The organism is Pseudarthrobacter sp. As-47 (assembly GCF_058215595.1).
Window position 1 is genome coordinate 1620310 of record NZ_CM177088.1, and the last position, 11798, is coordinate 1632107.

At 67.1% G+C, this 11798-nt stretch carries 12 protein-coding genes; 10 read left to right on the forward strand and 2 right to left on the reverse strand.

Features of this window, described 5'->3' with window-relative positions:
• Window positions 1-6 precede the first annotated feature (6 nt).
• Window positions 7-951 (forward strand): diaminopimelate epimerase, encoded by a 945-nt coding sequence (gene dapF / locus AC4BCK_RS07460; RefSeq protein ID WP_174180364.1) that lies wholly within the window; start codon window positions 7-9, stop codon window positions 949-951.
• Here dapF and AC4BCK_RS07465 read toward each other — a convergent pair.
• Window positions 923-1546, reverse strand: coding sequence for a class I SAM-dependent methyltransferase (locus AC4BCK_RS07465; protein WP_174180363.1), 624 nt, complete (start codon window positions 1544-1546; stop codon window positions 923-925). The two genes, dapF and AC4BCK_RS07465, sit on opposite strands and share 29 nt — an antisense overlap.
• 445 nt (window positions 1547-1991) lie before the next feature.
• Here AC4BCK_RS07465 and hflX point away from each other — a divergent pair, with 445 nt between their 5' ends.
• Both hflX and AC4BCK_RS07475 read left to right on the forward strand, forming a co-directional pair.
• Complete coding sequence (gene hflX / locus AC4BCK_RS07470; protein WP_251424746.1) at window positions 1992-3575, forward strand: GTPase HflX; 1584 nt, start codon at window positions 1992-1994, stop codon at window positions 3573-3575.
• Window positions 3568-5625 (forward strand): ATP-dependent DNA helicase, encoded by a 2058-nt coding sequence (locus AC4BCK_RS07475; RefSeq protein WP_490566796.1) that lies wholly within the window; start codon window positions 3568-3570, stop codon window positions 5623-5625. Before hflX ends, AC4BCK_RS07475 begins: the two co-directional genes overlap by 8 nt.
• Before the next feature lie 149 nt (window positions 5626-5774).
• On the opposite strand, the gene lexA is transcribed toward AC4BCK_RS07475, so the two are convergent.
• Entirely contained in the window at window positions 5775-6509 is a 735-nt protein-coding gene (gene lexA, locus AC4BCK_RS07480) for a transcriptional repressor LexA (protein WP_174180356.1), read from the reverse strand.
• A 323-nt stretch (window positions 6510-6832) separates the two neighbouring features.
• Here lexA and AC4BCK_RS07485 point away from each other — a divergent pair, with 323 nt between their 5' ends.
• The 7 genes from AC4BCK_RS07485 (at window position 6833) to AC4BCK_RS07515 (ending at window position 11796) form a co-directional block, all read left to right on the forward strand.
• A complete protein-coding gene (locus tag AC4BCK_RS07485; protein ID WP_377086849.1) occupies window positions 6833-7249 on the forward strand; it encodes a LysM peptidoglycan-binding domain-containing protein in 417 nt (138 codons plus the stop codon).
• 73 nt (window positions 7250-7322) lie between these two features.
• Entirely contained in the window at window positions 7323-8441 is a 1119-nt protein-coding gene (locus tag AC4BCK_RS07490; protein ID WP_174180353.1) for a histidinol-phosphate transaminase, read from the forward strand.
• 60 nt (window positions 8442-8501) lie between these two features.
• Entirely contained in the window at window positions 8502-9128 is a 627-nt protein-coding gene (gene hisB / locus AC4BCK_RS07495) for an imidazoleglycerol-phosphate dehydratase HisB (RefSeq protein ID WP_066274905.1), read from the forward strand.
• The gene (gene hisH, locus AC4BCK_RS07500; protein WP_251424742.1) at window positions 9125-9955 is read left to right on the forward strand and encodes an imidazole glycerol phosphate synthase subunit HisH; all 831 of its coding nucleotides are present in this window, start codon (window positions 9125-9127) and stop codon (window positions 9953-9955) included. Before hisB ends, hisH begins: the two co-directional genes overlap by 4 nt.
• Window positions 9956-10114 carry a hypothetical protein gene (locus AC4BCK_RS07505; RefSeq protein ID WP_181038237.1) on the forward strand — a complete coding sequence of 53 codons (159 nt, stop codon included), beginning with the start codon at window positions 9956-9958 and terminating at the stop codon, window positions 10112-10114.
• A 39-nt stretch (window positions 10115-10153) separates the two neighbouring features.
• Window positions 10154-10900, forward strand: coding sequence for a bifunctional 1-(5-phosphoribosyl)-5-((5-phosphoribosylamino)methylideneamino)imidazole-4-carboxamide isomerase/phosphoribosylanthranilate isomerase PriA (gene priA, locus AC4BCK_RS07510; RefSeq protein WP_251424740.1), 747 nt, complete (start codon window positions 10154-10156; stop codon window positions 10898-10900).
• A 14-nt stretch (window positions 10901-10914) separates the two neighbouring features.
• Window positions 10915-11796 (forward strand): SseB family protein, encoded by an 882-nt coding sequence (locus AC4BCK_RS07515; RefSeq protein WP_366286489.1) that lies wholly within the window; start codon window positions 10915-10917, stop codon window positions 11794-11796.
• The last annotated feature ends 2 nt before the right edge of the window (window positions 11797-11798 follow it).

Genomic DNA, 11798 nt, shown 5'->3' on the forward strand with positions numbered 1-11798 from the left:
GGAAGCATGGACACAAGCCTCGCAGAAACCACCGAGCCGGCCTTGCGCACCCTGAGCGGGCTCCGCTTCTCCAAGGGGCACGGCACCGGCAATGACTTCGTCCTGGTGGCTGATCCCGAGGGCGTCCACACCATCAGTGCCGACGCCGTGGCCGCCCTGTGCGACCGGCACCGGGGGATCGGCGGGGACGGCCTCATCCGGGCGGTCCCGTCGCGCTTGCTTCCGGAGGGCCGCGAGCTGCTGGCCGCCGACCCCGACGCTGAGTGGTTCATGGACTACCGCAACGGCGATGGGTCGCTGTCCGAAATGTGCGGCAACGGCGTCCGCGTGTTTGTCCATTTCCTCCGGACCGAGGGCCTGATCGAACTGCCCGACGGCGGCGCCCTGGCCATCGGCACCCGCGCCGGGATCAAGACCGTGGTGCGCACGGGCGACGACTACGCCGTGGACATGGGGCCGTGGGAGTTCATCTTCCCCGGGGAAGCTACGGCCAAGGCCATGGATTCACTGGTGACCGCCGAAGGCCTGGAAGTTCCCCGCCCTGCCCTGTCCGTCAGCATGGGCAACCCGCACACCGTTGTTGCCCTTGCCGAGCTTTCCGAACTTGCCGGAACGCGGCTGTTCACCGCGCCCGTGGTGGACCCCGTCCCCGCCAACGGGACCAACGTGGAATTCGTGGTCCCGTCCGAGCCGCTGGTGCACGACGGCGTCGGATCCGTGACCATGCGGGTGCATGAACGCGGCGTGGGGGAGACCCAGTCCTGCGGAACGGGTGCCTGCGCCGCCGCTGTGGCCATCCGCCACTGGGCTGGGGCGGAAGCCCCGGACTCCTGGCGGGTCCACGTCCCCGGGGGCATCGTGGGAGTGAAGTTCTTCGCTGGTCCCGCAGGCCACGAACATGTCGAGCTCAGCGGGCCGGCAGTCATTGTGGCAACCGGGACGCTTTCCTGACCTTGAGGATCCGGAACGACTTCGAGGTGGCTTCCCGGCTGACGGTGAACGATTCGTCCAGCTCAGCTGCAAGCCACCGCTGCAGCGAGTCCGCCCCCAGGTTCTTCTGCACCACCAGCCAGGCGGTTCCGCCCGGAGCCAGGCGGGGCAGCCATAGTTTCAGCAGGGAGTGCAGTTCGTCCTTGCCGATCCGGATGGGCGGATTGGACCAGATCGTGTCGAAACGCAGGTCGGGGTCCACCGCGTCAGGGGTGCTGGCAGTCACGTTGGCCAGCCCCAGGGCTGCGGCGTTCTCGTTTGTCAGCGCGATGCAGCGCTCGTTGACGTCCACCGCGTAGACCCGGGCGGACGGCGCCTTGAGGGCCATGGTCAGGGCAATCGGCCCCCAGCCGCAGCCGATGTCCAGGAGGTTTCCCTGCGGCGCCGGTGCGGGCACCTCGGTAAGCAGGATGGCCGTGCCTTTGTCGATCCCGTCGGGGCTGAAGATGCCGGAGGAAGTCTGCAGCCTGCGCGTTTCCCCTGCCAGCTCAACAGTCAGGGGCTTGCGGGTAAAAGGGCCGGCGGGTGTTGCGCTGAAATAATGTGCGGACTCCATAACTGGCCAGAGTAGTTCCCCTTGCAGCGTAAAGGGAAACCGTGGGCAGGGCGCTCTGCTACGCTGGAGGGCATGTTCCTGATCTTCGAGTAACCGGCACGGGCCACGCCCGTCCCGAAGCCTGCCCTCCAGCGGCAGCATGTCCCACCAGCGACGCCGGTCTTTCGACCCTTCCGCTGCGTGCACCGGACCAAGCAGATCCCGTTTGCTCCGGTCGCCGGACCACACTCGAAAGTCAGCCTCCCGCTGAACTTATCGCCGTTTCCGGCTGCTTTCCTTCCGCCGCGTATCCGTACGTGGCACGTCTGCCGGCGCCGCCCTCCGCGGCACCGGCCCAGCATGCCAGGAGGCGTGGATGACCGCAGGCCGTCAGCCCAGCGCGAATACTTCCCCCACCACCAGCAATCGGCACTATTCTGGAACTGCCGAATCTTCAAAGGAGACCATGACCAGCCAGCCCAACACCGGATCAGATCCAGCCGCCCAGGACATGAGTCCCGAGGAAATCCAGGCTGTCATCGACCGGATTCTCTCCAAGGACGTACCTGCCAGGAACCCCGGCACGCAAAACGGCGACGGGAAGGGCAGCGACGGAAAGGCAGTGTTCGGCAAAGCCCAGGCAATTTCCCGCCTGGACGAAGAACATTCAACGTACGACGGCGACCAGCAGGACCTTGAGGAACGGCGCGCCTTGCGCCGTACCGCAGGACTGTCCACCGAACTGGAAGACGTCACCGAGGTCGAGTACCGCCAGCTGCGCCTTGAGCGGGTGGTCCTGGCAGGGCTCTGGTCCGAAGGCACCCTGGCCGACGCCGAGAACTCGCTCCGGGAACTCGCCGCCCTTGCGGAAACAGCCGGCTCCGAGGTCCTTGACGGACTGGTCCAGCGCCGGGACAAGCCGGACCCGGGGACATTCCTGGGCTCGGGCAAGGCGCTTGAGCTTCGGGACATCGTGATGTCCACCGGCGCGGACACCGTGGTGGTGGATGCCGAGCTTGCACCCTCCCAGCGCCGAGGCCTGGAGGATATCGTCAAGGTCAAGGTCATCGACCGGACAGCCCTGATCCTGGATATCTTCGCCCAGCACGCCAAGAGCCGCGAGGGCAAAGCCCAGGTGGAGCTGGCGCAGCTCGAATACCTCCTGCCACGCCTTCGTGGTTGGGGCGAGTCGATGTCCCGCCAGGCAGGCGGCCAGGTGGGCGGTGCCGCCGCCGGCATGGGCTCGCGCGGTCCCGGTGAAACGAAGATCGAGCTGGACCGCCGTCGCATTCGCACCCGGATGGCCAAGCTGCGGCGGGAGATCGCCGCAATGAAGCCGGCCCGCGAGACCAAGCGGGCCAACCGCCGTCGTAATGCCGTGCCGTCCGTGGCGATCGCCGGCTACACCAACGCGGGCAAGTCCTCGCTGCTCAACCGCCTGACCGACGCCGGAGTCCTGGTGGAGAACGCTTTGTTCGCCACCCTGGACCCGACTGTCCGGAAGGCGGAAACCGCGGACGGACTGGGGTACACGCTCGCGGACACCGTGGGCTTCGTCCGGTCCCTGCCCACGCAACTGGTGGAGGCGTTCCGCTCCACGCTGGAGGAAGTTGCCGACGCAGACCTGATCCTCCACGTGGTGGACGTTTCGCACCCTGACCCTGAGGGTCAGATCGCTGCCGTCCGCAAGGTCTTCAGCGAAGTGGATGCCCGCAAGGTGCCCGAAATCATCGTGCTCAACAAGGCCGACGCCGCTGACCCCTTTGTGGTGGAACGGCTCAGGCAGCGCGAGCCGCGGCATGTGGTGGTGTCCGCCCGCACGGGGCAGGGCATCGCGGAGCTGCTGAAGGCCATCAGCGACGCCATTCCCAGGCCAAGCGTCAAGCTGGAGCTGCTCATCCCGTACGACCGCGGAGACCTGGTCAGCAAACTCCACGAGTCCGACGCCGAGATCATCAGCGTGGACCACGTGGAGCAAGGCACGCGGGCCGTGGTGATGGTCCGTGAAGGCTTTGCGGCCGAACTGGAACCCTTCGTCAGCAATGACTGACCTCGTGGCGCCGGAAGCCACGGAAGCGGCCGGCGAGCAGTTCGTGATCGAACTGCTCGACCGGGCCGTTGCCGGCATGGGCGGGCAAAGCCGTGCCGGCCAGCATGAGATGGCCAGGCAGGTGGCCCGTGCGCTGGGAACGGGGGACCACCTCCTGGTCCAGGCAGGCACGGGCACCGGAAAGTCACTGGCCTACCTGATACCCCTCATTGCGCACGCTTTGGAAAGCAACAAGCCTGCGCTCGTGTCCACGGCCACGCTTGCTCTTCAGACCCAGATCGTGGGCCGGGACCTGCCCCGGCTGCTCAAGGCCATAACTCCTGCCCTGGACCGGCCTGTCAAAGTGGCCATGGTCAAGGGGCGGTCCAACTATGTTTGCAGGCACAAGCTGGAAGGCGGCTTCCCGAGCGAGGAACCGTCGGAAGGCCAGCTGTTCAGCCTGGGCGAGGACACCAGCGTCCCGCACTTCGCGGCAGCCGTGGGCGGCCCCTCGTCCCAGCTCGGCAAGGAAGTGGTGCGGCTGCGGGAGTGGGCGGAGAAGACCGCCACGGGTGACCGGGACGAGCTCCTGCCGGGTGTCACGGACCGGGCTTGGCGCCAGGTGTCCGTGACGTCCATGGAATGCCTGGGCGCCCAAAAGTGCCCCATGGCAGCAGAGTGCTTCAGCGAACTTGCCCGCCAGGACGCTGCCGAGGCCGACGTTGTGGTCACGAACCACGCCATGCTTGCAGTCAGCGCCTTTGAGGGGCTGGCGGTCCTGCCCGAGTATGACGTGGTGGTGGTGGACGAGGCGCACGAACTCCAGGACAGGGTTACCGGTGCAGTGTCCGGCCAGCTCTCGGTGGCCATGGTGCACGCCGCGGCCGCCGGTGCCCGCAAGCACACCGCCATCACCGTTGACGCCCTCAACGCCGCGGCCGCCAACCTGGAGCTCGCCCTTGCCGGCGTACCGAACGGACTGCTGCCCAACGGACTGAATGACGAACAGCTTGATTGCGTGGACCAGTTGCGCGACGCCTGCCGGGCCGCCCTCTCGGATTCGAAGGGCGACAGCAATACAACGCCCGACGGCGGCCGGCAGCTTGCGCGGTCCCGCCTGATGCTCATCCTGGAACTTTGCGAACGGCTCCTCGCTGCCCGGGAGAACCGCGAAGTCGTGTGGTTTTCCCGCGCCAGCTCCTTTGACCCCGCACAGGGGTTCTCCCCGCCGGATGACTCAGCGCCGGCGTTGATCAACATTGCACCCCTCTCGGTGGCCGGGCGGCTGCGGGAAGGCCTGTTCGCCGGACACACCGTTGTGCTGACCTCCGCCACGCTGGCCATTGGTTCAGCCTTTGAACCTGCCGCCGGCGGACTGGGCCTGGTGGGTGAGGGTGCTCCCCGCTGGAAGGGCGTGGACGTGGGCTCGCCGTTCGACTACCCCAAACAGGGGATCCTCTATGTGGCCGGGCACCTGCCGAAGCCCGGCAGGGGCGCATCCCCGGAAGCGCTGGACGAGCTCGAGTCCCTGATCCGCGCTTCCGGCGGGGGCGCACTGTGCCTGTTTTCTTCCCGGCGCGCCGCAGAGGAAGCCGCCGAGGCCCTGCGCCCAAAGCTGGACATGACGGTCCTCTGCCAGGGTGACTCCACCATGACCGCACTGGTGAAGCAGTTCGCCGACGAGCCCGACACCTGCCTTTTCGGAACCATGTCCCTGTGGCAGGGCGTGGACGTTCCGGGCGGTTCATGCCGGCTTGTGGTGATAGACCGGATTCCCTTTCCGCGGCCGGACGATCCCCTCATGACGGCGCGCTCCCGCGCCGTGGCGCAGGCCGGCGGAAACGGCTTTATGTCAGTTTCGGCCACCCATGCCGCCATCCGGCTTGCCCAGGGCGCAGGCCGCCTGATCCGCTCTACCGGGGACAAGGGGGTGGTGGCAGTACTTGACTCCAGGCTCGCCACCGAGCGCTACGCCGGGTTCCTCCGGGGAGCGCTGCCGCCGTTCTGGTCCACAACGGACCGGAAGACGGCAATCGCCGCCTTGGAGAGGCTGGCCGGGGAGAACCCCTGACGTCCCTTCACATGCCGGGGCTCCGGGAAGCCCGCACTGCGCAGGGCCGGATCTGCCCAAGGTGGATCCGGCCAGCGCTGCGCACGGCCGAATGTGCCTCGGGCTGACTGTGTTGTGGGCTGGCCCTGCCTGGGGCCAGGAGCGGGCGGCTACAGCGAGCGGAGCACCGACACGACCTTGCCCATGATGGTGGCGTGGTCCCCGAGGATGGGCTCGTACTGGGTGTTCTGGGGGAGCAGCCAGGTGTGGCCGTCACGCTGCCGGAACGTCTTCACAGTGGCTTCGTCATCAAGGAGGGCAGCGACGATGTCCCCGTTGGCCGCGTCCGCCTGGCGGCGGACCACCACCCAGTCGCCATCACAGATGGCTGCGTCCACCATCGAATCGCCGGCCACTTTGAGCATGAACAGTTCGCCCTGGCCCACCAGCTGCCGGGGGAGCGGCATAACGTCCTCCACCTGCTGGTCGGCAAGGATGGGACCACCAGCAGCGATGCGGCCAACGAGCGGGACCATCGCGGTGTCCAGGGCCGTAGGCAGCTCCGTGACGGTGGCACCGCCGGCTGGAAGTCCGGCTGATGGCTGGCTGCTTGGCTTGGCCGCACCGCCGTCCAGGGTCAGGGGCATGAGGACTTCCATGGCGCGCGGACGCTTCGGGTCACGGCGGAGGTAGCCGAGTTTCTCCAGCTGGGCCAGCTGGTGCGTGACACTTGAAAGGCTGGCCAGCCCCACCGTGTCACCGATCTCCCGCATGGACGGGGGGTAACCGTTCTCATTGACGGAGCGCTGGATGGTTTCGAGGATTTTTTTCTGCCGTGGCGTCAGGCCCTTGGCGGTCCTCTTCGGTTGCGCGGTTGCCCTGCCCCCGGCGGCTGCTGCTGCCATATTCGCCAATGCCTTTCGGTGTCCGCCGGCCCCTCCACGGCCAGGCCCTGGAGGATCCCGCCCCATAATGTCAGACCCTGCTGATCGACTGTCCGGGTGGTTGTTCTTTCGTTCAAAACTAGGCCAGCCACACTGCTTTTTCAAACATTTGTTCTAGCGAGTCTCGACAATGTTCGTTGATAGGTGCTAAAACAGAGAAAGCAAAGTTCGAATATATGTTCTACTGCGAACCCCGGCCATTCGATGATGGTGCCGGGAAGCCCCCAGAGGGGCGCGGAGCAGAACATCCGGGCAGCACAGTATGGTCCAGGAGGGCTCAGTTCATGTCAGCTACATCTGTTTCGCGGGGTTCACGTCCACAGCTGCTCTCAGTGCAGCAACTTCTCTCCGGGCCTGAAGAGCGGCAGCCGGAACGGCCGGCAGCCCTTCCGCCCCTGCGGCTGACCCGCCGCGGCCGCATCGTGCTGATCGGGATTCCCCTGGTGCTCCTGGCCGCCCTGCTGCTCTCACTGGCAGGCTTCTTCAACTCCCCGGCGAAAGCCTCCGACTCTGCTGCGGACCTTGAGACAACGTCCGCGGTCACCGTGACGGTCCAGCCCGGCCAGTCACTGTGGGGCATCGCGGCCACCGTTGCGCCGGAGCGCGACGCACGCGATGTTGTGGCGGACATCGTGCAGCTGAACAACCTGTCCGCAGGTGCGGTCTTCCCCGGGCAGCAGCTGTTCGTCCCCGCCGGCTGATCCGGCACATGCCGAGGGCGAACAGGATGCCGTCACATTTTCCGGCACCCGGCACGGGCACTAAACTGTTCAGGTGAATGACCAGCTAGAACGCCTGAACCGGCTTCCCCTCCGCAGCAACCTCCGCGGGCTTACCCCTTACGGTGCGCCGCAGCTGGACGTCCCCATCCTCCTCAACGTCAACGAGAACACCCATGGTGTTCCGGCGGACGTGCGGGCCGCCATCAGCGCGGCGGTGTCCGAGGCCGCCGCCGGGCTCAACCGCTACCCGGACCGCGAGTTCACGGAACTGCGGAAAGCGCTGGCGGAATACCTCGGCCACGGATTGGACGAGACCAACCTCTGGGCCGCGAACGGCTCCAACGAGGTGCTCCAGCAAATCCTCCAGGCCTTCGGCGGCCCCGGACGCACAGCGCTCGGCTTTCCGCCCACGTACTCCATGTACCCGCTGCTGGCCAGTGGAACGGACACCGAATACATCGTTGGTGAGCGCGCCGAAGGCTACGGCCTCAGCGCTGAATCCGCAGCGCGGCAGGTCAAGGAACTGCAGCCCAACATCGTCTTCCTCTGTTCCCCCAACAACCCCACGGGGACGGGGCTGGGCCTGGACGTCGTGGAGGCCGTCTACGAGGCCGGTGAAGCAAGCCAGACCATCGTCATTGTGGATGAGGCCTACCATGAGTTCGCCCACGACGGGACGCCCAGCGCGCTGACGTTGCTGCCCGGCCGGGAGCGGCTGATCGTGTCCAGGACCATGAGCAAGGCCTTCGCGCTGGCGGGAGCACGCCTGGGCTACATGGCTGCAGCACCCGAAGTCGCCGATGCGCTGCGCCTGGTCCGGCTGCCGTACCACCTCTCCGCCATCACGCAGGCCACCGCGCTGGCCGCCCTCCGGCACCGCGAGGCGCTGATGGCGGATGTGGAAGACATCAAAAAGCAGCGGGACCGCATCGTGTCGGAGCTGACGCGCATGGGCCTCAAGCCGGCGGCGTCCGACTCCAACTACGTCTTTTTCGGCGGACTTGAGAACCCGCACCGGGTCTGGCAGGAACTGCTGGAGGCCGGGGTGCTGATCCGGGACGTCGGGATCCCGGGCCATCTCCGCGTCACGGCCGGAACTGAGACCGAAACCACAGCCTTCCTCACATCCCTGGAAAGCATCCTTGCAAGCCAGGCCACGCTTCCCGCCTAGACTGGAAGCAGAGGCGCTGGACGCCCTGAACCGCCCCTTCTGCCCAAAAGGACCCAACGCATGAGTACCACCGGATCGAACGTGGCTGCGGCCCGCACTGCGCGCATGGAACGTGCCACCAGTGAGTCGTCCGTGCTCGTGGAAATCAACCTGGACGGCACCGGCACCTCGGACATCGACACGTCGGTACCGTTCTACGACCACATGCTCACGGCGCTGTGCAAGCACTCGCTGATCGACATGACCGTCAAAGCCACGGGCGACATCCACATCGACGTCCACCACACCGTGGAGGACGTCGCCATCACCTTCGGAGAGGTGCTGCGCACCGCACTGGGGAACAAAGCCGGCATCCGCCGGTTCGGAGAGGCCACCGTTCCCCTTGACGAGGCGCTTGCCCACGCAGTCGTCGACGTTTCCGGGCGCCCCTACCTGGTGCACGGCGGCGAGCCCGCGGGCCAGGAATACCACCTGATCGGCGGCCACTTCACCGGATCCCTCACCCGCCACGTCTTCGAGGCCATCACCCTGCACGCGGGCATCTGCCTGCACATGAACGTCATCGCAGGCCGCGATCCGCACCACATCGTCGAGGCCCAGTTCAAGGCGTTCGCGCGGGCGCTCCGTGCTGCTGTGGAACCGGATCCCCGCGTTGAGGGGATCCCCTCTACCAAGGGTGCGCTGTGAGCGGCCAGGTCCTGCGGGACGGTGCCATCGTCGATCCCTCGGCCTCCCGGAAGCTGCCCTCGCCCGAGGGCAAGCCCACCGTCACCGTCCTGGATTATGGCTCCGGAAACGTCCGGTCCGCCGTGCGGGCGCTGGAACGGGCCGGTGCGGAAGTCATCCTGAGCTCAAAGCCCGAGGACGTCCTGAACGCCGATGGCCTGGTGGTCCCCGGAGTCGGAGCGTTCGAAACCGTGATGCGTGAGCTCAAAGCCGTGGACGGCATCCGCCTCATCGGCAGGCGGGTGGCCGGCGGGCGGCCGGTCCTGGGTATCTGCGTCGGCCTCCAGGTCCTCTTTGAGGCCGGAGTTGAACATGGCACCGAAGCTGAAGGCATGGGTGAATGGCCCGGCAAGGTGGAACTCCTGCCGGCCGACGTGGTGCCGCACATGGGCTGGAACACCGTCAAGGTGCCCGAAGGCTCGAAGCTGTTTGCCGGCGTCGAAAACGAGCGGTTCTACTTCGTGCACTCCTATGGCGTCCAGGAATGGAACTTCGATGTCATCCAGCCACGGATGGCAGCGCCCCTGGTGACGTGGTCCGAGCATGGCGCCCCGTTCATTGCCGCCGTCGAGAACGGCCCGCTCTGCGCCACCCAGTTCCACCCGGAGAAATCCGGTGATGCGGGCGCGCGCCTGCTCCACAACTGGGTGGAAGCGCTACGCAGGCCCGCTGCCGGCGGCCACGCTGACAACACCCACCACGCCGAAGCCAGCACGGCCGCCGACACCCTGTCCGGCAGCAACCAGGCCAACGGCGGGACGCCGGCGCCGGAAAGCGGCACCGCTTAGATGTGGTCCGTTCTCCTGATGGGGCTTGCCGGCGTGCTCGTCGGCGGTGCCCTGTCCTTCAGGCAGCAGCACAAGCCGCTCTGGACACAGATTTCGTTTTATGTTCTTGCGGGCATGTCGCTGCTCGCCGCCTATCTGCTGACGCTGCCGGGCAACTGACCGCGGCAGGCCATCCTGCCCCCACCCTGAGGATTCACCATGACCACTGCAACTGACCTTCCCGTTCTCGAACTGCTGCCCGCCGTCGACGTCGTCAACGGCCAGGCCGTCCGGCTGGTGCAGGGGGAAGCGGGCAGTGAGACCAGTTACGGGACGCCGCTCGAAGCGGCGCTGAACTGGCAGCAGCAGGGAGCTGAATGGGTCCACCTGGTGGACCTGGATGCAGCCTTCGGCCGCGGCTCAAACGCGGAGCTGCTCCGCGAAGTGGTGGGCAGGCTGGACATCAAGGTGGAACTGTCCGGCGGGCTGCGTGACGATGAAACGCTCGAAGCGGCACTGGACCTCGGCGTTGCCCGCGTGAACCTGGGAACCGCCGCGCTGGAAAACCCCGAATGGACCCGCCGGGCCATCGAGCGCTTTGGTGACAAAATCGCCGTCGGGCTCGACGTCCGCGGAACCACGCTGGCCGGCCGCGGCTGGACGAAGGAAGGCGGAGACCTCTGGGAGGTCCTGGGCCGCCTTGAGGAAGCCGGCTGCAGCCGCTATGTAGTCACGGACGTGACGAAGGACGGAACCCTGCAGGGGCCCAACGTGGAACTCCTCCGCCAGATGGTGGAGAAAACGGGCAAGCCCGTAGTGGCTTCCGGCGGCATCTCCAGCCTCGACGACCTCAAGGTCCTCCGCTCCCTGGTGCCCCTGGGCGTTGAAGGTGCCATCGTGGGCAAGGCCCTCTACGCGGGCGCCTTTACGCTGCCCGAAGCCCTCGACGTCGCCGGCCGCCGCTAAGGGCGCACACCGGCATGGCCAGCAATGAATCAGGGACTCCGTCAGCCCGCCAGCTGCCGGGGCACATCGCTGCGGCGCTGGCAGGTGCCGGCGGTGCCACGGACTCCGCGGGCCGGCCCTGGGCAGGCCGGAGCCTGGCCGGCGACGACGCCAGGATCCACAACTTCGAGAACGACGACGGGACGGCCAGCGGTGCCTATCTCGCCGCCATAGCCGCACTCCTGGGCGGAACCGGGGACGAGGCGGCCGTCGTCGCCTCGCTGGCCACCGCACGGGTGTTCATCCCGATTGTTGCCCAGCTCGCGGAGGAAGCGGAAGGCCAGGACGGCCTGCAGGCCGACAAGCAGGCCGACATGGCGCTGGTCACGCTCAAAGCCGCCGACGGCAGGACCGCAATGCCCGCCTTCACGTCCACGGCGGCCCTGGCCGCCTGGCATCCCGGAGCCAGGCCCGTTGCCGTGTACGCCGCACGCGCCGCGCTCTCGGCCGTCGCCGAAGGCGCAGAACTGCTGGTCCTTGATCCGGGCTCTGCCTTCACCTTCGTGGTGCGGCGGCCTGCCGTGTGGGCGCTGGCCCAGCAGCAGCAGTGGACCCCGTCCTACAAGGACCAGGAACTCGCTGCCGAGATGGGCAGGGCGGCGGCCGTTTTTCCCGCTGTCCGGAACCTCGAACTGGTGCAGGGCAGGGGAGTGGCCGCCCGTGCCGCCGACGGGACCGTGGCGGCAGGCGGCGGCGCCGGGCCGGAACTGCAGGTGGTGCTTTACCTGGAGGACGGGCTGGATGCCGCGGGGGTCCAGGAGCTGGTGGGCGGACTCCAGGCCGAATGGTCTCGGAATGTATTGTTTGGGGAGCGCGTCGACTCGATCGACATCAAGTTGAGGCGTGCAGACCACTAGCC

Excerpts from the sequence above, each read along its gene's own strand:
- dapF (WP_174180364.1), top strand. The coding sequence starts at position 7 with ATGGACACAAGCCTCGCAGAAACCACCGAGCCGGCCTTGCGCACCCTG.
- AC4BCK_RS07465 (WP_174180363.1), bottom strand. The coding sequence starts at position 1,546 with ATGGAGTCCGCACATTATTTCAGCGCAACACCCGCCGGCCCTTTTACC.
- hflX (WP_251424746.1), top strand. The coding sequence starts at position 1,992 with ATGACCAGCCAGCCCAACACCGGATCAGATCCAGCCGCCCAGGACATG.
- AC4BCK_RS07475 (WP_490566796.1), top strand. The coding sequence starts at position 3,568 with ATGACTGACCTCGTGGCGCCGGAAGCCACGGAAGCGGCCGGCGAGCAG.
- lexA (WP_174180356.1), bottom strand. The coding sequence starts at position 6,509 with ATGGCAGCAGCAGCCGCCGGGGGCAGGGCAACCGCGCAACCGAAGAGG.
- AC4BCK_RS07485 (WP_377086849.1), top strand. The coding sequence starts at position 6,833 with ATGTCAGCTACATCTGTTTCGCGGGGTTCACGTCCACAGCTGCTCTCA.
- hisB (WP_066274905.1), top strand. The coding sequence starts at position 8,502 with ATGAGTACCACCGGATCGAACGTGGCTGCGGCCCGCACTGCGCGCATG.
- AC4BCK_RS07505 (WP_181038237.1), top strand. The coding sequence starts at position 9,956 with ATGTGGTCCGTTCTCCTGATGGGGCTTGCCGGCGTGCTCGTCGGCGGT.
- priA (WP_251424740.1), top strand. The coding sequence starts at position 10,154 with ATGACCACTGCAACTGACCTTCCCGTTCTCGAACTGCTGCCCGCCGTC.
- AC4BCK_RS07515 (WP_366286489.1), top strand. The coding sequence starts at position 10,915 with ATGGCCAGCAATGAATCAGGGACTCCGTCAGCCCGCCAGCTGCCGGGG.